Genomic DNA, 20618 nt, shown 5'->3' on the forward strand with positions numbered 1-20618 from the left:
ACACGTCCGGCGGCGCCCCGCCAGGGGAACGCCGCCGAACGCTGTCTGACCTGCGGTGATGCAGTGTGACCGATATTACTCGGTATGTACTACTTGCCCGCGGGGCTGACCTTGACCGTGATCGTGGAACCGTCCTTGGACTGGCTCACGAGCTGGATCCGGGTGTTGGTGCTGTCGATCTTGACACCCGCCAGCTTGTTGGCCTCGTCGTAGTAGTCGTCCTTGGTGTCGTCGAAGACCGGCACGCCGGGCAGGGACGGGACGACGGTGGCGACATCGGCCTTGTGCAGGGTGATGCCGGAGGTCCGCGTCAGGCTGAACGGAGAGTCGTACGCCTGGATGCGGTTCCGCATGAGGGTGCCGTCGGTCCAGCGCAGCGGGGCCGGGTGGGCGTCGATCGGGAGGATCAGGCCGGTGCCGGGGTGCTGGCTGGTGTTGTTGTCCGCCTGGGAGGTGTCCCACTTCCAGATCAGCATGCCGGTCTGGTACGCGTAGTGCTCGACCCAGTCGGGGCGGGTCGTCGAGAAGCCGAAGTTGTACGGGCCCGTCTTCAGCTGCTTGTCGTAGCCGACGTGCTGACGGTTCTCGACGATGTAGTACTGCGGGTAGCTGTCGGTGAAGCTGGCGCCCACGCGGGTGAAGCCGTTGGCGGTCCAGCCGGCCACCTCGGTCTCGGCGTCGTCGGAGAAGACCGACGCGCCGTCCGCGGTGATGACGATGCTGTCGGCGACCAGACCCGGGCGGGACAGGCCACCGTCGGTGGCGTAGCGGAAGCGGACCTGGATCTGCTTGCCGGCGTACGCGTCCAGCGGGAACTCGAAGGTCGAGTTCGTGTCGACGACACCGGTCAGCGCCGGGGCGCCGCTGCCGTCACGCGGGATCTGCTGGCCCTCGACGGTGCCGTCGATCGCCGTGAAGTTGGCGCCGCCGTCCGTGGAGACCTCGACGTAGCCGTAGTCGTAGTCCTGCTCGATGTCGTACTGACCCTCGAAGGACAGCTTGGCCGACGTCTTGCCGGTCAGGTCGACGCTGCGGGTGAGCGTGTTCCGCAGGTCGTCGCCCTTGCCGCTCCACCACTGCTTCTCACCCTGGGCGGGCGTGAAGACCTCGGTGGTGACGTCCTTCTCGGGCAGCTCGACGATCAGCGCCTGCTTGTCGGCCGTGTTGTACGACTGCACGCCCAGCTTGGTGGACGTGGCCGACTTCGAGCCGACCAGCTTGTAGTCCAGCCAGCCCAGCATCAGCTTGTCCCAGGCGTTCATGTCGCCGGGGAGGTTGCCGATCTGGCCGTCACCGGTGCCCAGCCACGAACCCGAGGACATCAGCGTCCAGAACCCCGTGGAGTTCTCGCCGCCCTGGGTGTCGTAGTGGTCCGGCAGACCGAGGTCGTGGCCGTACTCGTGCGCGAAGACACCGAGGCCGCCGTTCTCCGGCTGGATGGTGTAGTCGCCGACCCAGACGCCGGTGTCGCCGATCTGGGTGCCGCCGAGCTTGTTGCCCTCCGGACCGCTGCGGCCGGCGTCGGTGCCGAACGCGTACCAGCGGTGGGCCCAGATGGCGTCCTCGCCCTGTGCGCCGCCGCCGGCGGACTCGTCCTCACCGGCGTGCACGATCTGGAAGTGGTCGACGTAGCCGTCGGCCTCGTTGAAGTTGCCGTCGCCGTCGAAGTCGTAGCGGTCCCACTGGTCGTACTCGGCCAGGCGGGACTTGAGCTCGGCGGACGTGGCGCCCTTCGCGGTCTCCGACGCGAACCAGGCGTTCAGACCGTCCTGCACCGCGTTCCACGCGCAGGGGTCACAGAGGTTCGAGCCGTAGCGGGCCTCGTTGTAGGGCACCTTGACCCAGTCGGAGACCTCGCCGTCGACCGAGTAACGACCGGAAGACTGCTTCTCGTAGTACGTCTTGAGGGACTCGCCCTCGCCGAAGTACATGTCCTCGAAGTGCTTCTGGTTGTAGTCGGCCTGCCACTCGGTCGAGTTGTCCTTCGACCGGTCGGGCTGGGCGATCTTGTTGTGCAGCGGGCCAGGGGTGCCGCCGTAGCGGGGGTCCACCTGGTCCCCGAACTCGACCAGGATGGTGAAGATCTTGTCGGTCTTCTCCCGGCCCAGCTCGACGTACTTGCTGCCGCCGTGCTTGTTCTTGCCCTTGAGCTCGACGACCTTCGAGCCGTTCTTCTTCTCGGCCGTGGCCTCGCCGGCGAGGACCTGGTTGATGGCCTCGTCGCGCTTGGTCTCCTGACTGTGGGTCAGGGGGCCTTCGAAGTTGTGTTCACGGTTCTCGCCCTTGGTCGGCGAGCCCGTCTTCGCGGTGACAGCGGTGCCCTCAGCGGGCTGTGCCACAGCGAAGGTCGAGAGACCGGCTCCGGCCGTCGTGATGACGACGGCAGTAGCGGCCGCCCGAAGCGCCCATCTGGATGCCACTTGAATTCCTCCCCCGCGTCCGCGCGCACATGAGAGATGTCCTGAGTACGGAAGTACTGGGTCCTGCGATTCCAGGCAGGCAGGAGCTGCGCGCGTAGATACGCGTGTGTCAAGTGAGAACATTTGACCGGACGTTCGTTGGAAAAACTAGACCTTGACTTGTCGTGTGCACATCGTGTAAGCGGTCGCTCGGTCGGGAGTCCGGGGCGCTCTCCGTGCCCTGCGCGTGCCTGCGTGCGCCCCCCGGTGCACCGGTCGCCGGACGGTGTCGCGCTTGTCCGGCAGGTGGCCCGGGCATGTGCCGGACAGAAGCCGTCCCCTGCCCTCCGGCGGGAGCGCAGCCCCGGCGGCTCCCGGCACAGACCGTCCGTCACCTACGCACCGAGGACACGATTGCCATGGCCCGTCCGCCCGTGACTGCCCCCGTGACCCCGTCCACCGCGCAGCTGGTCCGTGGGACCGGCGCGGCGGTGCTGTGCACGATCGCCCTGCTGGCGCTCAGCGGGGCGAGTTCGGTCCTCGCCGTCGCGTCGGTCGTGGTCCTCTCGCTCGCGCTGGGTGTGCTCGCCGCGATGGCCTCCGGGCCGGTCGGACGCGCCGCCGAGGAGCGGGTTCCGGCCACCTCGGACACGGCCGGCGCCGCGCGGCGCGAGCCGGCGCGGCGCTGACGGTCCGTCGGCCGTCCGGCGTCAGGTGTTCGGCTCGGTGCTGACCACCACCGTCTTGGCGGCCTTGTCGTGAAGGCCCTGCTTGTACGGCTTGTCGAAGAAGCTCCAGCCGCCCGCGATGGCGATCCACAGGCAGGCGCAGCAGAACGCGAACGGCACCCAGAGCACGGCCGCGCGCAGCAGTGAGGTGGCCAGGGACGGGGTGCTGCCGTCGTCGAGGTTGGCCACGCGGAGCTTGAGCAGCTTCTTGCCGAGGGTCTGGCCGTTGCGCGCGGTCATGATCGTGTCGTAGGCGACGTAGAGGACCGCGATGATGATGTCGCGGATCCAGAACTTCGCGGCGTCCACGCGGTCGGCGTCGAACTCGTACTCGTCGACGTTGAACGCCCAGGCCAGCAGTCCGGCGACCACGCCGACGAGGATCAGGTCGATGATCCGGGCCCCGACGCGGCGCAGGCTGTCGGCGAGCGGGGGCATGCCGGCGAGCGGGTCGGGGGCGGTGCCGCCGGAGTACGGTCCGCCGGGCCCGTAGGCGCCCGTGGGCCCGTACTGGCCGTGCGGGCCGCCGGGCGAGGCGGGGCCGCCCGGGTCGTACGGGCTGCCGGGGCCGGCGTTGCCCTGCGGCTGCGCGCCGCCGGGGCCCTCGGGGCCGCCGGGCGGGTCGTACGGGCTGCCCGGACCGCCCGGGTCGCCGGGGCCGGGCGCCGCGCCGGTGTTGCCCGCGGCGTCGCCCGCGCCCGGGGATCCGCCGCCCGAGGGCGGGCGCTTGCGGAACGGGTCGTCGTCGTCCGGGGGCGGCGGGGGCGGGGCGTCGCTGCTCATGGGGCGAGTCGACCGCGCCCGCGAGACGCTCGCATCCGGCAGGGGTCCGTCCGGGGGAGGGGTGCGCACCGTTAGATTGACCCCGTGCTCTCTCGCCTCTCGCGCCCCCAGGCCGTCGCCCTCTGCGCCATGCCCGCCGCCGCGCTGGTCGCGGTCGCGGCGCTCGCCCCGCTCCCGTTCACGGTGGCGCGGCCGGGCATGACCGCGAACGTGCTCGGTGAGCGGGACGGCAAGCCGGTGATCTCCGTCGAGGGCCCCGGCGTCCGCACCGTGCCGGTGGACGGGCAGCTGCGGATGACCACGATCGAGGCGACCGGGCCGGACGCCGACGTGCGGCTGGCGGACGTCGTCGACGGCTGGTTCCGCACCGACGAGGCCGTGATGCCGACCGACGCCGTCTACCCGAGCGGGGACGACGTCGAGGAGATCGAGAAGTACAACACCGAGCAGATGCGGCAGTCCCAGGACGACGCGACCGAGGCGGCCCTCGGCTACCTCGGTCGCGACCCGAAGGACGTGAAGGTGACGCTGCGGCTCGCGGACGTCGGCGGGCCGAGCGCGGGGCTGCTGTTCTCGCTGGGCATCGTGGAGAAGCTGGGCACCGACCTCGCGGGCGACACGGTGGTCGCCGGGACCGGCACCATCTCGCCCGAAGGCACGGTGGGCCCGGTCGGCGGCGTGTCCCTGAAGACCCGCGCGGCGGCCCGCGACGGGGCGACGGTGTTCCTGGTGCCCCGCGCCGAGTGCGGCGACGCCCTCGCCGAGCGCCCGAAGGGTCTGCGCCTGGTGCCGGTGACCAGCCTCAAGGGCGCGATCACCGCGCTCGAGTCGCTGCGCACCGGCAAGGGCTCCGTCCCCTCCTGCTGACGCCCGCCGCGCGGGCCCCGGCCCGGTCCGGGTCACACCAGGGCCTCGGCGGGAGCCCCGGCGGCCGGGGGCGGCAGCTGGGCCGCCTGCTCGACGAGCGGTATCACCCGCAGCGGCACCGCGTTCTCCATGACGATGGCGGTGGACGCGCGCACGATGCCGTCGAAGCCGACCACGAGGTCGATCACCCGCTGGAGGTCCGCGTTGGACCGCGCCACCAGCCGGCACAGCATGTCGCCGCTGCCGGTGGTGGTGTGCAGCTCCAGGACCTCCGGGACGGAGGCCAGGTGCGCCCGGACGGCCGCCCCGCTCCCCTGCCGGATCTGCAGCGTGGCGAACGCGGTCACCGGATAGCCCAGCGCGGCCGGGTCCACGTCGGGACCGAAGCCGCGGATCACCCCGCGCGCCAGCAGCCGGTCCAGCCGCGCCTGCACGGTGCCGCGGGCCACGCCGAGCCGGCGGGACATCTCCAGCACGCCCAGCCGCGGCTCGTGCGCGAGCAGCGCGATGATCCGCCCGTCCAGCCTGTCGATCCCCATGGCACGCCCCCACCGATGGTCATCCTGTACAGATACGCCGTCGTCACGGCCCTACGACTGTGCAGCCTGCACAGCGAAAAAGCCATGGATTGCGCACCTTGCGGTTCGGGGCGACCCTGCCCACATGACGCAGACCACACACCACGTTCCTGACACCGCCCGGCAGGCCGACCCCTTCCCGGTCAAGGGAATGGACGCGGTCGTCTTCGCCGTGGGCAACGCCAAACAGGCCGCCCACTACTACTCGACCGCCTTCGGCATGCGCCTGGTGGCCTACTCCGGACCGGAGAACGGCTCCCGGGAGACGGCCAGCTACGTCCTGGAGAACGGCTCCGCCCGCTTCGTGTTCACCTCGGTGATCAAGCCGGCCACCGACTGGGGACGCTTCCTCGAGCGCCACGTCGCCGAGCACGGCGACGGCGTCGTCGACCTCGCCCTGGAGGTCCCGGACGCCCGTGCGGCCTACGCCTACGCCATCGAGCACGGCGCCCGTTCACTCGCCGAGCCGTACGAGATGAAGGACGAGCACGGCACCGTCGTGATCGCCGCCATCGCCACCTACGGCGAGACCCGCCACACGCTGGTCGAGCGCCGCGGCTACGAGGGCCCGTACCTGCCGGGCTACCAGGTGGCCCGGCCGATCGTGGAGCCGCCGGCCGAGCGCACGTTCCAGGCGATCGACCACTGCGTGGGCAACGTGGAGCTCGGCCGGATGGACGAGTGGACCGAGTTCTACCGCCGTGTCATGGGCTTCACCAACATGAAGGAGTTCATCGGCGACGACATCGCCACCGAGTACTCCGCGCTGATGTCCAAGGTGGTCGCGGACGGCACCCTGAAGGTGAAGTTCCCGATCAACGAGCCGGCGATCGCGAAGAAGAAGTCGCAGATCGACGAGTACCTCGAGTTCTACGGCGGCCCGGGCGTCCAGCACATCGCGCTGAACACCAACGACATCGTGCGCACCGTGCGCACCATGCGGGCGGCCGGCGTCGAGTTCCTCGACACCCCGGACTCGTACTACGACACCCTCGGCGAGTGGGCCGGCGAGACCCGCGTGCCGGTGGAGACGCTGCGCGAGCTGAAGATCCTGGTGGACCGCGACGAGGACGGCTACCTGCTGCAGATCTTCACCAAGCCGGTCCAGGACAAGCCGACCGTCTTCTTCGAGATGATCGAGCGGCACGGCTCCATGGGCTTCGGCAAGGGCAACTTCAAGGCGCTCTTCGAGGCCATCGAGCGGGAGCAGGAGCGCCGCGGCAACCTCTGACCGCCGCCGCACACCGCCTGCCCCAGGGGCGCCCCGCCGGACCGGCGGGGCGCCCCTTCGGCGTCGGCGACGGGCGCAACGGCGCGGCGGCCGGCCCCCGCGGCGTCAGCGGCCGGCCACGAAGGTGTGCGCGGCCTTGTCGTGCCAGGCCTGCCGCCAGGGGCGGTCGAAGAGGGCCCACAGGTGGCCGATCACGCCGATCACCAGCAGCGTGGGGACCGTCCCGACGGCCCAGCGCAGCAGCGCCGTGCCGAAGGACGGAGGCTCGTGGCCCTCGATGTCGCGGACCTGGAGCCCGAGCAGCTTCTTGCCGAGCGTGCGCCCCGTCCGGGAGGTGGGCAGCACCTCCAGGAGCACGCCCGCCACCACCAGGACCGCGAGCACGATGCCCAGCTGCACGCCGGTGGTGCCGTCGACCAGCCAGACGGTGACCTTCTCCCCGGAGAGCCGCGCCGCCTCCAGCTTCTCCTGCGTGTGCTCCCACGCCCGCGTGCCCAGCGGGACGGCCGCGGCCGCGGTGATCGCGCCGACCAGCAGCAGGTCGATCAGCCGGGCCGCCATCCGGCTGCCCAGCGGCGCGGGACGGGCGGACGCCTGGCGCCGGGCGGCAGCCGTGAACGGGTCCTCCGGCACGGGCTTCCACGGAGCGGCGGGCCCCTGCGCCGCCGCCTGGGGAGCCGTCTGCGGAACGGCCTGGGGGGCGGACTGGGCCGCGGCGTGCGCGGCGGACGCCCGGGCGAGCGCCGCCTGGGCCGCGGCGGCCTGCGCGGCCGCCGCCTGCGCCGCGGCCTGGTCGCCCGCGAGGTGCCCGATCTGCTGCGGCCACGGCGTGGTCACCGGGGTGGGAGCCGGGGCGGGTGCCGGGGCCGGGGCGGGCACGGGGGCCGCCTGCTGCGGGCCCTGCGGTCCGGCGGGCGACTGCTCGGCCGCGGGGCGGGTCCGGAACACCATGGTGCCCTCCTGCGAGGGCCGCTGCTCGGGCTGCTGGTCCGCGACGGCCCGCGGGTCCGGCGTCTCCTGCCCCGCCGACCCCCACGAGACGGGCCGCGGCCGCTCGGCCGCGCCGGTCCGCACCGCGTCCCAGCCCGAACCGCCCGCCGCGGGAGCGGAGTTGCCGCTCTCCGACGGCGACGGCTGCGAGGGCGGCGAGGGCTGCGAGGTCACCGGTGCCGGATAGGACGGCGCGGGGGCCGGGGTGGGCGACGGGACCACCGGGGTGCGGCCCGTCTCGGGCGCCATCTCGGTGACGATCTCGTCGCTGGTGTCCAGGAACTGGGGCCCCGTCTCGTCCACCGCTCCGACGGGCTGCGGTGCCACCGGCGGCAGGGCGGCGGGGGCGGACGCGGGGGACGGCGACGGCGAGGGCACGTGAGCGCCCGGCCGGCCGGCGGACGGCCCCGGAGCGGCCGGAGCAGGACCGGGCGACGGCGACGGCGACGGCGTGGGCGCGGGACCGGGGGCCGCGGGCCGGGCGGGCGCCTGGGGCGTCACACCCGGCGGCGGGGGCAGCGGCCGTCCGTCCGTCGGGGCCGGGCGGCTGGTGCCCGGCACCCAGGCCGAGCCGTTCCAGTACCGGACGTATCCGGGGATGGACGGGTCCGGGTAGTAACCCTCACGGGGCGTGTCGTCACCGGGGGCCGGGGTGGGCGCACTCATGTCCGTCGTGTCCGGTATCTGCTCGGGATTCGAATCGGGTTACCCACACATACCAGAACGGCGCACCCGGCACTGCCCGTCCGGCCGTACGAGCCCCGAACGGGTTGATCTTCGCTGCGGGTTCACCCGGATCGGTGGTCCCTTGGAGCGTGAGGAAGGGCGGGGAGACGGCGAGCGGAAAAACCTCCGCGAGTCGCGTAATGCCCGGGGCGCACGGCCCTCTCCTTCCACGAAGACGCACAGCCGCCTGGAGAGGAGCCCCATCATGCGGACCGTGGTGGAACGAGAGCTGACCATGACGTTGATCGTGTCGGCGGAGCAGCACGCGCCGGTCACCGCACGGCTGCGGTACGGCACCGACGACCCGTTCGCCGTGCACGTGGCCTTCCACAGCGGCACCGACCGGCCGGTGCACTGGTCGTTCGCCCGCGACCTGCTGATGGAGGGCCGGTTCAGGGCCTGCGGTCAGGGGGACGTGCGGGTGTGGCCGGGGCGCGGTGTGGAGGGCGGCGCGCCGGTGATGCTGCTGGCGCTCTCCTCGCCGTGCGGGGACGCGCTGCTGGAGGCGCCCGCCGGGGAGGTGGCCGGCTGGCTGGCGCACACCCTGCGGATGGTGCCCCGGGGACGGGAGGGCGAGCTGCTCGACCTGGACGGCCCGCTGGCCGAGCTGCTCGCCCTGGAGTGAGGCGCCGTGCACGTCCGGGCCTCACGGCCCCGGCGTCAGAACAGCTTGCCGGGGTTCAGCAGCCCGAGCGGGTCGAAGGCGTCCTTCACGGCCCGCTGGAGTTCCATGGCCACCGGTCCGGCCTCGCGGGCCAGCCATTCCTTCTTCAGGACGCCGACCCCGTGTTCGCCGGTGATGGTGCCGCCCAGTTCCAGGCCGAGCGCCATGATCTCGTCGAAGGACTCCCGGGCGCGCCGGGACTCCTCGGGGTCGGCGGCGTCGAAGCAGACGGTGGGGTGGGTGTTGCCGTCGCCCGCGTGGGCGCAGACGCCGATGGTGAGCTGGAACTTGGCGGCGATGCGTTCGACGCCCTCCAGCATCTCGGTGAGCCGCGAGCGCGGCACGCACACGTCGTCGATCATCGTGGCGCCCTTGACGGCCTCCAGCGCGATCAGGCTCAACCGGCGTGCTTTGAGGAGGAGTTCGGACTCGGCGGGGGTTTCGGCGGGAACCACCTGGGTGGCGCCGGCCGCCTCGCACAGGGCGCCGACCGCGGCCAGGTCGGCGGACGGGTCGGCGGTGTCGAACGCGGCGAGCAGCAGCGCCTCGGTCTCCTCGGGCAGGCCCATCCTGGCGAGGTCGTTGACGGCCTTGAGGGTGGTGCGGTCCATCAGTTCCAGCAGCGAGGGCACGTGACCGCCCTCCATGATCCGGCAGACGGCGTCGCCGGCCGCCGCGGCCGAGCTGAACTCGGCCGCCAGCACGAGCTGTTGGGGCGGCTTCGGCTTGAGTGCGAGGACCGCCTCGACCACCACGCCCAGCGACCCCTCGGAGCCGACGAACAGACGGGTCAGGTCGTACCCGGCGACGCCCTTGGCGGTGCGGCGTCCGGTGGTGAGCAGCCGGCCGTCGGCCAGCACGACCTTCAGGCCGAGGACGTACTCGGCCGTGACGCCGTACTTGACGCAGCACAGGCCGCCGGAGGCGGTGCCGATGTTGCCGCCGATGGTGCACATCTCCCAGCTCGACGGGTCCGGCGGGTAGCAGAGCCCCTTCTCCTCGACCGCGCGGGAGAGGTCGGCGTTGATCACGCCGGGCTCGACGACGGCGTAGCGGTCGACGGCGTTGATCTCCAGGACGCGGTCCATCCTGATCAGCGACAGGACGATGCAGCCGTCGCTGGCGTTGGCGGCGCCGGACAGTCCGGACCGGGCGCCCTGCGGCACGACGGGCACGCGCAGCTCGGTGGCGGTGCGCATGACGTGCTGGACCTGTTCGGTGGTGCGCGGCAGGACCACGACGGCGGGGACGCCCGCCGGGCAGAAGCTGGCCATGTCGTGCGAGTAGGAGGCGGTGACGTCGGGGTCGGTCAGGACGGCGTCCTCGGGAAGGCCGTCCAGCAGTCGGGTGATCAGGTCGGTGATCAGGGGGTCACGGCTCATGAGGTCAGGGTGGCAGCGGCCCGCCGGTCGCGGAACCCTCGCGCGACCGGCGGGTCGTCGCGTCCTGCCCGGATTCTGGACGGCATCTTCCGCTCAGCGGACCGGCTTCGCTAATCTCGCGCCCACGAACACGGCCCGTGGCAGCGTCGCCCCGGCGCGTGATGCACGCCTGCCGGCGCCGGCCGCCGACCTCACCACCGAAGGAGTGGGTGTCGTGACCGCGGAGACCTCCCAGACTCTCGACAGAGGACTGCGTGTCCTCAAACTCCTCGCAGACACCGATCACGGGCTGACCGTCACCGAGCTCTCCCAGCGGCTCGGGGTCAACCGGACGGTGGTGTACCGCCTGCTCGCCACGCTCGAGCAGCATTCGCTGATACGCCGTGACCTCGGCGGCCGGGCCCGGGTGGGCCTGGGCGTGCTGCGGCTGGGCCGCCAGGTGCATCCGCTGGTCCGGGAGGCGGCGCTGCCGGCGCTGCGGTCGCTCGCCGAGGACATCGGGGCGACCGCCCACCTCACCCTGGTCGACGGCGCGGAGGCGCTGACGGTCGCGGTGGCGGAGCCGACGTGGACGGACTTCCACGTGGCCCACCGGCCCGGTCACCGGCACCGCCTGGACCAGGGCGCGGCGGGCCGGGCGATCCTCGCCGCGCGCCACGAGGCGGACCCCGGGTTCACCCTCGTGCGCGGCGAGGGCGACAGCGGTGCGTGCGCGGCGGCGGCGCCTCTGCTGGGGGTCACCGGGGTCGAGGGCAGCGTGGGCGTCGTCATGCTCTCCGACGCGGTCCCCGAACGCGTGGGCCCCCGCGTCGTCGAGGCGGCCCGCGAGGTCGCCGAGGCCCTGGGCTGACCGCCTCGCGTCACGGCACCCGGGGCGCCCCGCGGGCAAGGGCCTGGGGCGCGCCCTGCCCCGCTCAAGCCAGCGCGGCCGAGGCGATGTCGGAGTAATCGGCCCACGCCGCGAAGCGCTGGCGGTGGACGGCGCTCATGTTCTGCGTGACCTCGCGCCGCAACGTGGTGACCAGCTTCGACTCCAGGTGCGTGTTCCCGCGGCCCATCGCCCGGAGCGCATGTGCCATGGAGAGCGCCTGATACGGCAGCAGCGGTGGCGATGCGCTGCCCGGGTCGCGCGCGTAGGCGTGCAGCATGCCCTCGAGGTGCGGAGTCGCCAGTTCCGCCGCGCTCGCGCCGTACCAGTCGCGGACGATGGCCGCGCACAGCTTCGGTACGGATTCCTTCGCCCCGGGCTCGGCCCCGCCGAGTCCTCTCGCGACGGCCAGCGCGCGACCCGCGCTCGCCCCGAACAGCGAACGCCGGACCGGCGGCGTGAGCACGGCGTCCGTGGCGGAGAGCAGCGTGCCCCAGAACTCCCTTTCGTCCGCCGGCCGGGTACCGATCATCCGGATCGCGCCGACCAGCGCGAAGTGACGCTCGGACCGGTGCAGCCCGGCGAACGCGGCGAGCGCCTCCGCCCCGTCGGCGAGGGCCGGGCGTGAGGCGAGGACGAGGTGCCGCCCGATGACGGCCGGGGCGGTGAGGCCGGCCGGTCGCAGGGCGGCCCGGCATTCCTCGCTGCCGGCGAAACCGCGTTCCTCGAAGACGGCGTCCGAGGTCCGGTAGGCCGCGCCGACGGCGATGCGCGAGATCGCCCGAGCGGCGGCGGAGGTCGCGGCAGTCCCTTCTTCCTGGACGAGTTCCTCCGGGGCGGAGGGACCGTCCGCGGCCCACCCGCGGACGGTCTCGACCAGGTTCACGGGCGCGCGCCGCTCCTGTGCTTCGGCGAGCTCACGGAGCTCGACGCTCAGCAGCTGACGACGGAAGTCCGAGGCCAGCTCCGGCGCATGGGAAGCGAGGGCGTCGGACAGGAGCACGTACTGCTCCAACCCGCGTGCGAGGGTGCTCCGGGCCACGATGTCCAGGTGTTCGCCCAGACACCGGCGCACCGCCGGGAGCGCTCCGCCGAGCGTCCGGGACCTGCCGGCCGCCGCGAAGAGGGCGGCGAAGTCGTTCGCGGTGAGCAGCGGCAGATCCCAGGCGAGCGTGTCGCCTCGCAGGCGGTCGCCGATGACCTTCTCGAGGCGCACGCTCAGCTCGGCCTGCCCGTGGGTGTCCGCCCACGCCCACAGGCGAAGCAGCAGCCCGACGTGTCTGTTGGCGAGGCCGTCGCCGAGTTCGGGCCAGGTCTCGGCGCTCGCGAGCCGGTCCCGGAACGCTGTCGCCAGCTCCGGGCATCTCCGCTGCAGGAAGGAGTGGTACTGGATCACCTCGTCGGGTCCCCGGCGGATGCAGTGGCGCACCACCTCGGAGATCGACGCGCCGACCCGCTCCGACATGACGGCGACGAACTCGGCTTCCCGTTCCACGATCTCGCCGGCCCGGCAGCAGCTGGCCAGGTCGCCTGCGCTGGCCTGGCTGATGCGCTCCGCCACGTCGGCGGCCCGGGTGGTGAAGAAGACGGCGAGCAGCTTCCTGCCCAACTCGTCGTCGAACCGGCGGGCGGCTATCCCGACGTTCAGCAAGGACCAGACCGGCGCGTCGTAGGACCAGGCTATGAACTCCTGCCGTACCGCCGGCTGCTTGAGCAGTGTGCTGAACAAGGCGGTGGTTCGCGGCAGCAGCTTGAGGAACTGCAGGAAGTGCATGATGTCGGTCGGTGAGGACTGCTGCACCTTGGTGGCGAGGAGTTCCCGCTCCAGTGAAAGCTGGTGGTCGATGTCCGGGAGCTGGGCGACACCGACGGAGACGAGCAGGCGTGTCGTGCGGGACAGGTTGGGCAGATTGCACTCGGCGAGGACGTGCTCGCGGATGACGCCGTTCTCGACCAGGTGCGCGAGCAGCCGGGCGGCGTCGGTGCGGCGTCCGGCATGGAGGAGTCGCGAGGCGATCCCGCAGGCGACATACGGTTCGGTGACCGCGATCTGCTTCAGCTCCGCGAAGTCGGCCGCCACGCCCAGCGCGTGCAGCAGCAGCCGCGCCACAGCCGGATGCCCCAGGGTGTAGTAGCGCTTGCGGGAGTGGACGAGACCTTCCGTGACGAGCTTCGACAGGCCCTCGGAGGCGAGCGAGATGGAGCTGAGACCGAACTCGTACCGTCCGGCGGTGGCCAGGCGGCGCAGATTCTCCTCCTCCTCGGCGCTGCGGCCGGTGAGGTACCGCGTGCGGATGAAGGCGACGGCGTCCTGCTGGGAGAGCGTGGTCGCGCCGGCCGCCAGCCGGCCGATGCTTCCGCGCATCGCGAGGGCGAACGTCACCAGGTCGGGGAACGTCTCCTTCCATCTCAGGAGGGCGCCGTCCGACGGCAGGGCCAGGGCGGTACGGGCGAAGGCGTCCGTGCGACGCCACACGGCGAGCAGCGACCTGTCGCTGACGGTGAGCCTCACGGCCGGCACGCGGTTGTCGTGCTCTTCCCGCCGGGAGAGCAGCAGCAGGAAACCGCGGCCGCAGGTGGCCCGCCAGTGATTGACGACGGCCCGTTCCAGCCGTCCGTCGAGGTGTGTGTTGTCGACGACGATCAGTCTGCCCGGTTCGTCGAGAGCGGTGAGGCGGTCGAGCAGCAGAGCCGTGTCGGCGACGCCGAACGGTGCGTTGAGACTCGCCAGGTCGACGTAGAAGGCCGCGTCGACCCGCGTGGCGTCACGTCCGACCATGGCCGCCATCGTGGTCTTTCCCGTGCCCGACTCCCCGCAGACGCGGGCGATGCGGCGCGTGTTCAGGTGATCGACGACCTCGTGGAACTCGGGCAGCGGGGCGGTCGTGGCGGCGTCGTACTCATCACGCTGCAAGGCGACGGTCCCCGGGTCGCCGTCACCGTAGATGTCGGCGTCGTCGATCCGGACGAAGGGCGCGATCGACGGGACGTGTCCACTGCTGTCGGCTTCGGCGGTGGGCAGCAACTGGGCGAGCAGGGCGTACAGCACCTCGGCCGAGGCGCGGGCCGCGAACCGCTTGTACCGATCGTCCTTGTGGAAGGCGTGATCCATGACGCCCTTGGCGATCAGCCAGTACGGCACCCGATGCTGGTGCGCCACCGTGGCGACGGTGGCGGCCTCCATCTCCACCGCGGCGATCTTCCGCACGCCCATGTGCTGCAGCCGGGCCCACAGTCCGGGATCGTCGACGACGGCGCTTCCCGAGGCCATCGGGCCCGCCACCACCTCGAACGGCAGATGCCGCGGCCCGTCCACGTCGTCGTACAGCAACCCCTCCACCAGCTCGGCGCCCTGGTCGGTCAACTCCAAGCCGGTCCGGGCGCGGCGGATCAGTCCTTCTTGTTCCCACTGCTGCAGCCGCGCCCTCCAGGTGCCTTCCGGGAAGTACCGGCGACGCGCGGGATGGCTCCGAGGGTCCTGGCCCCGGTGCAGCCGTTCCAGCAGCCACGGCAGCGCGTCCTCGGCGTCGGCCGGGCGGTGACTGGGCAGCCCTGCGGGAGTGAAGTCCTGCACGGCGTGGAGCCAACGGTGGTCCAGCCGTAACTGCCGGTGGTCGCCCTTCAGCCCCGTCGGGGACTGCTTGCCCTCGTCCCATTCGTAGACCGGGTCGGCCACCACGACGTCACCTTGTGCCATGTCGTCGGGGTTGCCCGCGCACACCCCGCACATGGCCAGGCATCCGGGCTGCAGCAGCTGGGTCAACCTGGTCACGAGCGGCGCCGTTTCGCGGCTGCCCATGTGCGTCGACCGCGCCAACGCCACCGACAGGCTTCGGCCGTCCGCCCGGCGGTACTCACCCCACCAGTACGGGGCCGGTCCCCCCGCGCCGCGCTCCTCCCACCGCGCCACGCCAGGGTCTGCGAACACTCCGGCGAGGCCTGCGGCCTTCGCCTCCGCCAGCTCCTCCGGCAACGTGGCGATGACCAAAACGTCGACCCGGTCCACCGACACCTGGAGGCCACACCTCTCCGACGAACGCGGCCCGGTACCAGGCCCTCCGACTCAGACCAGGGTGTCCCGAGTCTCATGGGACTTCGGTGACGACCCATTCGTACTCTATGCCGCGGTGCCGACCGGGTCCGGGGAACCAGGGAACTGTCGATCGGTGAGCCTTGTCGGCGTTGCCCGGAGCGTCAGCGCATGCGGGTGGCCCATTCCTGGACCTTGGCGATGCGGGCGTGGAGCTGGCCGGCGGTGGCCTCCGCGGCCGGCGGTCCGCCGCAGACCCGGCGCAGTTCGGTGTGGATCACTCCGTGCGGCTTGCCGCTCTGGTGGACGTACGCACCGACCAGGTTGTTGAGCTGGCGGCGCAGCTCCATCATCTCCTTGTGGCTGACCACCGGCCGCCGGTCGGCGGGCAGCTCCAGCAGGTCGGCCTCCTCCGACGGCTTGCGCTTGCTGTGCGCGATCTGCCGCTGCTGCCGCTTCTGCAGGAGCAGCTGGACCTGGTCGGGTTCGAGCAGTCCGGGGATGCCGAGGTAGTCCTGCTCCTCCTCGCTGCCCGGGTGCGCCTGCATCCCGAACTCGGCGCCGTCGTACAGCACGCGGTCGAACACCGCGTCGGACTCCAGCGCCTCGAAGGGCAGCATGTCCTGCTCGCCGGTGTCCTCGTCCTGCTCCTTGTTGGCCTCGGCCATCTCCTTCTCGGACTCCGCGTACGGGTCCTCCTCGCCGTGCTTCTTGGGCCGGTCGAGGGCGTGGTCGCGTTCCTTCTCCATCTCGTTGGCGAAGGTCAGCAGGTCCGGCACGGTCGGGAGGAAGACGGACGCGGTCTCGCCGCGGCGGCGGGAACGCACGAAGCGGCCCACGGCCTGGGCGAAGAACAGCGGGGTGGAGATGGTGGTGGCGTACACGCCGACCGCCAGGCGCGGGACGTCGACGCCCTCGGACACCATGCGGACGGCGACCATCCACCGCTCCTCGCTCGCGCTGAAGTCGTCGATGCGCTGCGAGGCTCCGCTGTCGTCGGACAGCACCAGGGTGGCCTTCTCGCCGGTGATGTCGCGGATCAGCTTGGCGTAGGCGCGGGCCGACTCCTGGTCGGAGGCGATCACCAGCGCGCCGGCGTCGGGGATGCCCTTGCGGACCTCGGTGAGCCGCTGGTCGGCGGCGCGCAGCACGGCGGGCATCCACTCGCCCTTGGGGTCGAGCGCGGTGCGCCAGGCCTGGCTGACGGCGTCCTTGGTCATCGGCTCGCCGAGCCGGGCCTCGATCTCGTCGCCGGCCTTGGTCCGCCAGCGCATGTTGCCGCTGTAGGACAGGAAGATCACCGGGCGGACGACGCCGTCGCCGAGGGCGGAGCCGTAGCCGTAGGTGTAGTCGGCGGAGGAGCGGCGGATGCCGTCGTTGCCCTCCTCGTAGGTGACGAAGGGGATGGGGTTGGTGTCGGACCGGAAGGGCGTACCGGTGAGCGCGAGCCGGCGGGTGGCCGGCTCGAACGCCTCCAGGCACGCCTCGCCCCAGGACTTGGAGTCGCCCGCGTGGTGGATCTCGTCGAGGATCACCAGGGTCTTGCGCTGCTCGACGCGGTTGCGGTGCAGCATGGGGCGCACGCCGACGCCCGCGTAGGTGACGGCCACGCCGTGGTACTCGCGGCCCAGCGGGCCCGCGCTGTACTCGGGGTCGAGCTTGATCCCTATCCGGGCGGCGGCCTCGGCCCACTGCTTCTTCAGGTGCTCGGTGGGCGCCACCACGGTGACCTGCTGGACGACGTGGTGGTGCAGCAGCCAGGAGGCGAGGGTGAGCGCGAAGGTCGTCTTTCCGGCGCCGGGGGTGGCGACCGCGAGGAAGTCGCGGGGCTGCTCCTCGATGTACCTCTGCAGAGCCCCCTGCTGCCAGGCGCGCAGCTTGCCCGCCGTGCCCCAGGGGGCGCGGCCGGGGAAGGCGGGCGACAGGTGGTGCGAGGGGGCGGGGACGCTGTATCCGGCGGAAGTAGTCACGGTCTCCGGTTCAGGGGATCGGTTACGCGAGGACGACCGAGCAACCTTATCGGCGGCGCGGCTGCCTCCCCGCCGCTAGCACACCGCGCCTACCCCGGATGGGACCGACCTCACACCGGGCCGGCGGCCGGGTGCTCGTCCCTGAGGTCCTCCAGCGCCAGGGCGATCTCCTTGAGCTCGTCCATGTGTCCGGTCGACACCGCGACGACCAGGCGTTCGCCCGCGTCGATGTCGGGGCGCAGTTGCACCCCGTTGATCGCCAGGAAGACCATGCAGGACACCCAGGCGGTGCGCTTGTTGCCGTCCACGAAGGGGTGGTTGACGGCGAGGGACTGGAGCAGCGCCGCCGCCTTCTCGAACAGGCCCGGATACGCCTCCTGCCCGAACATGGCGGCCGACGGCCGGTGCACCGCCGATTCCAGCAGGCCCGCGTCGCGGACCCGGACCTGCTGGTCGTCGACCGCCATGTCGGCGATCTCCAGGACGTTCTCGGAGCTGAGGTACACCACGCTCACTTCAGCCGCTCCAGGAGCTCGGCCCACTTGGCGGTCTGCTCCTGCGCGGCCCTGCGCACCAGTGCGTCGTGCGCCGTGCGGGCCAGGTAGTCGTCGACGGCCTTGAGCACGATGGCGTGCATGCTCACGCCCTCCTCCTCGGCGCGGAGCTTCAGGGCCTCGGTCTGGTCGTCGCGGAGACGCAGGTTCATAGCCATACCAGAACGGTACCAATGCTGGTACCAGACTGGTACTGGATCACGTGTCCCGTACAGCTCCCGTCGGTCCGTCCGCTATCCCTCCACCGCCCGCAGGCGGCGGGTGACCTGGATGCCGCCGAGCGCGAGCAGGGCGGCCAGGGCGAAGACGGCGGCGAACGCGGCCGGGTGGGAGCCGCCGGAGGCCGCCGCGGCGTGGGCGGCGACGGTGCCGCCGCCGAGGGCGGCGAAGGCGGCGCCGGCCACGGCGAGGAGCAGGGCGTTGGCCAGGCCGTCGGAGATCTGCAGGGCGGCGGAGTTCACGCCGGCCTCGTGCGGCGGGGACAGCTTCAGCAGCAGGACGCTGGTGGAGGCGATGACCAGGCCCATGCCGAAGCAGCCGACCGCCCACACCGCGGCCACCGTCCAGGCGGGCACCGCGTCGATCAGCACGGTGGGCACGCCGGCGATGGCGAGCACGACCAGCGTCATGCCGAGGGTCACCAGCCGCTCGCGGTGCGGCTGCAGCCGGGGCCGGGACTGCACCCAGGACCCGGTGGCCCAGGTGATGCCGCCGGCCGCCAGGGAGTACCCCGCCCAGGTCGGTGTCAGCCCGCGCTCGGTGACCAGCATCAGCGGGATGAACGACTCCGCCCCGATGAACGCCCCGGACGCCACGCCCCGCAGCAGCACCACGGAGGGCAGGCCCCGCGCCGAACGCCAGGTGCCGGGCGGCAGCAGTCCGCGCACGGCCGGCACCAGCAGGGCCACGCCGAGAGCGGCGGGCAGCAGGGAGATCCACCGCAGGTCCTGCGCGGCGAACTGGAACAGGCCCGCGCCGAGCGAGACGGCGAGCGCGAGACGGATGCGGCGGGGGTCCGCGGTGATCCCCTCCCCGGCCGGTCCGGCCGCGCGGCGGCGGATCTCCGGCAGCGCCAGGGCGAGCGGCAGCAGGACTATCACCGGGATGCCGAGGAACACGTAGCGCCAGCCGAGGTGTTCGGTGACGGCGCCGGAGGCGAGCGGTCCGACCACCGAGGGGACCACCCAGCTCGCGGCGAACGCGGCCATGATGGCGGGGCGCAGCCGCTCGGGGTAGGCGCGGCGGATCACCACGTACAACGCGACGATCACCAGGCCCCCGCCAAGGCCCTGCACGGCGCGGCCCAGCACGAAGACCCACATCGCCCCGGCCAGCCCGGACACCACCAGGCCCGCGCCGAACGCGGCGATGCCGAGGGCGACGGGGCCGAGCGGGCCGCGGCGGTCGGCCCACTGGCCGGACACCACCATGCCGAAGAGGCTGGTGGTGAAGAACGCGGAGAACGCGAAGGCGTACAGCGCCACGCCGTTCAGCTCGCGCGCGGCGACCGGCATCGCGGTGCCGACGGCGGTCGCCTCGAAGGCGATCAGCAGGACGACGGAGACGATGCCGATGCTGAGGGCCCGGTAGGAGCGTCCGAGCACGGACTCCTCGGGCCGGGTGTCGAGCGGGTCCGGGGCGGCGGCGCCCTCGGCAGGGTCTTCGGCGGAGCCCTTGGCGGGTCCCTGGACGGGTCCCTTTCCGGGTCCCTTTCCGGGTCCCTTGGTGATGTCGCCGCCGCTGCCGCGCGACGGGCCGAGAGGGCGAGGACGGCTGGTCATGCCGCCACTGTAAGGGGCGCGCCCGACAGTGGCTCCTGTCCTCCCCCCGGCGGTCGCCGCGGCGGGTTCATGAACGGCGTGTGGCAGTCGTGTTGCACGGGGGCCGGATGCCTTGAGGCCGCGTCCCGGGGGTCGTAGCGTCGTCCTCGTCGCCACACAGGACCGCGTGCCCGAGTGGCCCAGGGACTGGACTGCAACTCCAGGCACGCGGGTTCGAATCCCGCCGCGGTCTCCACCCACCGTGCCCCGCCCGGCCTCCGAGCCCGGCGGGGCACGGTGCGTCCGCCGGCCGACCTGACGCAGGCGACTGCGACTGCTGCGACTGGAACTTATTCGGTCACGTGATCGGTACATGATCAGTACGATGTGCGCCACCACCCCCGATGCCACGTGCCCGGACGGAGCGGCCGGCCACCGGGGTTCGGGCGCCGGTTCCACGGGTCCCGTGCCGGCGAAAGGCGAGACGTATGGGACGACGACACCCCGCAGCTTGGCCCGCACTGTGCGGCGCCGCCCTGATGGTCACGATCACGGGATGCGGAGCATCCGACGACACCGCGAAGGCCCCCGCCCCCTCGGCGTCGAAGCCGGAGGCGTCCGCTCCGGTCAAGGACGCGCGGCAGGTGAAGCGTGACGTGAGGTTCGCCACCGCGGGCCTCGACGCGAAGGTGGACGAGCTGCCCTCCGAGAGCGAGGAGCTCTGCAGGATCGACGCCTTCGCCGTGAGCGAGGAGGTGCCGGGCGAGGCGGAGCTGCGTGCGGTCGTGGACCGGCTCGTCGACCGCGGGTGGAAGGTCGACAACAAGGGCGGCGAGGTGTCCACCGACGGCACCTTCCTGACGGCCGGTGTCTGGCGGATCATCACCGGGGCCGACGAGCTGCCGAAGGAGCTCCAGCGGAAGACGAAGGCGAAGGGCGGCCTCGTGGTGAACGCCTCCGGGCCCTGCGACGGCAAGGTCCCCGAGCGCCTGGACGAGGACGACCCGGACCTCAGCCCGCCCACGCCGCCCGTTCCGCAGAAGCCGTACTCGCCCCCGGACGCCGACTGACCGGACCGAGGGGGCCGG

16 protein-coding genes, 1 tRNA gene and 1 pseudogene are annotated in these 20618 nt (G+C 72.3%); 7 read left to right on the forward strand and 11 right to left on the reverse strand.

Annotation, left to right across the window (positions count from 1 at the left end; translation table 11 throughout):
• Positions 1–89: 89 nt before the first annotated feature.
• On the reverse strand, positions 90–2420 hold the full coding sequence (locus ACFRAV_RS03075; protein ID WP_382551047.1) for an immune inhibitor A domain-containing protein: 2331 nt from the start codon (positions 2418–2420) through the stop codon (positions 90–92).
• Positions 2421–2833: 413 nt separating this feature from the next.
• On the opposite strand from ACFRAV_RS03075, the gene ACFRAV_RS03080 reads away from it, so the two are divergent.
• Positions 2834–3088 carry a hypothetical protein gene (locus ACFRAV_RS03080; protein ID WP_382551049.1) on the forward strand — a complete coding sequence of 85 codons (255 nt, stop codon included), beginning with the start codon at positions 2834–2836 and terminating at the stop codon, positions 3086–3088.
• A 21-nt stretch (positions 3089–3109) separates the two neighbouring features.
• On the opposite strand, the gene ACFRAV_RS03085 is transcribed toward ACFRAV_RS03080, so the two are convergent.
• Entirely contained in the window at positions 3110–3910 is an 801-nt protein-coding gene (locus ACFRAV_RS03085; protein ID WP_382551052.1) for an RDD family protein, read from the reverse strand.
• 84 nt (positions 3911–3994) lie between these two features.
• Here ACFRAV_RS03085 and ACFRAV_RS03090 point away from each other — a divergent pair, with 84 nt between their 5' ends.
• Positions 3995–4777 carry a S16 family serine protease gene (locus ACFRAV_RS03090; protein WP_382551054.1) on the forward strand — a complete coding sequence of 261 codons (783 nt, stop codon included), beginning with the start codon at positions 3995–3997 and terminating at the stop codon, positions 4775–4777.
• 32 nt (positions 4778–4809) lie between these two features.
• Here the strand turns inward: ACFRAV_RS03090 and ACFRAV_RS03095 are convergent, their stop codons facing one another.
• Positions 4810–5316, reverse strand: a complete 507-nt coding sequence (locus tag ACFRAV_RS03095; protein ID WP_382551057.1) for an Lrp/AsnC family transcriptional regulator — start codon at positions 5314–5316, stop codon at positions 4810–4812.
• Positions 5317–5440: 124 nt separating this feature from the next.
• Between ACFRAV_RS03095 and hppD the strand changes: the two genes are divergently transcribed.
• Positions 5441–6586: a 4-hydroxyphenylpyruvate dioxygenase gene (hppD, locus tag ACFRAV_RS03100; RefSeq protein WP_382551060.1), complete on the forward strand. Its 1146-nt coding sequence runs from the start codon at positions 5441–5443 to the stop codon at positions 6584–6586.
• 105 nt (positions 6587–6691) lie between these two features.
• Here hppD and ACFRAV_RS03105 read toward each other — a convergent pair whose 3' ends face one another.
• The gene (locus ACFRAV_RS03105; protein ID WP_382551126.1) at positions 6692–7903 is read right to left on the reverse strand and encodes an RDD family protein; all 1212 of its coding nucleotides are present in this window, start codon (positions 7901–7903) and stop codon (positions 6692–6694) included.
• 216 nt (positions 7904–8119) lie between these two features.
• Positions 8120–8242 (reverse strand): annotated as a pseudogene (locus tag ACFRAV_RS03110) (DUF2510 domain-containing protein); the annotation flags it as partial.
• Positions 8243–8507: 265 nt separating this feature from the next.
• On the opposite strand from ACFRAV_RS03110, the gene ACFRAV_RS03115 reads away from it, so the two are divergent.
• Positions 8508–8927, forward strand: coding sequence for an SsgA family sporulation/cell division regulator (locus ACFRAV_RS03115; RefSeq protein ID WP_382551062.1), 420 nt, complete (start codon positions 8508–8510; stop codon positions 8925–8927).
• 35 nt (positions 8928–8962) lie between these two features.
• Here the strand turns inward: ACFRAV_RS03115 and ACFRAV_RS03120 are convergent, their stop codons facing one another.
• A complete protein-coding gene (locus ACFRAV_RS03120; RefSeq protein WP_382551064.1) occupies positions 8963–10348 on the reverse strand; it encodes an FAD-binding oxidoreductase in 1386 nt (461 codons plus the stop codon).
• A 214-nt stretch (positions 10349–10562) separates the two neighbouring features.
• Here ACFRAV_RS03120 and ACFRAV_RS03125 point away from each other — a divergent pair, with 214 nt between their 5' ends.
• Positions 10563–11198 carry an IclR family transcriptional regulator gene (locus ACFRAV_RS03125; RefSeq protein WP_382551067.1) on the forward strand — a complete coding sequence of 212 codons (636 nt, stop codon included), beginning with the start codon at positions 10563–10565 and terminating at the stop codon, positions 11196–11198.
• A gap of 64 nt (positions 11199–11262) precedes the next feature.
• Here ACFRAV_RS03125 and ACFRAV_RS03130 read toward each other — a convergent pair whose 3' ends face one another.
• The 5 genes from ACFRAV_RS03130 to ACFRAV_RS03150 form a co-directional block, all read right to left on the reverse strand.
• The gene (locus tag ACFRAV_RS03130; RefSeq protein ID WP_382551069.1) at positions 11263–15228 is read right to left on the reverse strand and encodes a hypothetical protein; all 3966 of its coding nucleotides are present in this window, start codon (positions 15226–15228) and stop codon (positions 11263–11265) included.
• Positions 15229–15410: 182 nt separating this feature from the next.
• Positions 15411–17216, reverse strand: coding sequence for a DEAD/DEAH box helicase (locus ACFRAV_RS03135; protein WP_382551073.1), 1806 nt, complete (start codon positions 17214–17216; stop codon positions 15411–15413).
• A 110-nt stretch (positions 17217–17326) separates the two neighbouring features.
• Complete coding sequence (locus ACFRAV_RS03140; RefSeq protein WP_382551076.1) at positions 17327–17731, reverse strand: type II toxin-antitoxin system death-on-curing family toxin; 405 nt, start codon at positions 17729–17731, stop codon at positions 17327–17329.
• Positions 17728–17928 (reverse strand): CopG family transcriptional regulator, encoded by a 201-nt coding sequence (locus tag ACFRAV_RS03145; RefSeq protein ID WP_382551078.1) that lies wholly within the window; start codon positions 17926–17928, stop codon positions 17728–17730. Before ACFRAV_RS03145 ends, ACFRAV_RS03140 begins: the two co-directional genes overlap by 4 nt.
• A 75-nt stretch (positions 17929–18003) precedes the next feature.
• Complete coding sequence (locus tag ACFRAV_RS03150; protein WP_382551081.1) at positions 18004–19551, reverse strand: MFS transporter; 1548 nt, start codon at positions 19549–19551, stop codon at positions 18004–18006.
• A gap of 160 nt (positions 19552–19711) precedes the next feature.
• Between ACFRAV_RS03150 and ACFRAV_RS03155 the strand changes: the two genes are divergently transcribed.
• A tRNA-Cys gene (locus tag ACFRAV_RS03155) sits at positions 19712–19786 on the forward strand.
• A gap of 232 nt (positions 19787–20018) precedes the next feature.
• Positions 20019–20600 (forward strand): hypothetical protein, encoded by a 582-nt coding sequence (locus ACFRAV_RS03160; RefSeq protein ID WP_382551085.1) that lies wholly within the window; start codon positions 20019–20021, stop codon positions 20598–20600.
• Positions 20601–20618 lie beyond the last annotated feature (18 nt).

It is taken from the genome of Streptomyces sp. NPDC056600 (assembly GCF_042792855.1).
In the GTDB taxonomy this organism is placed as follows: Bacteria; Actinomycetota; Actinomycetes; order Streptomycetales; family Streptomycetaceae; genus Streptomyces.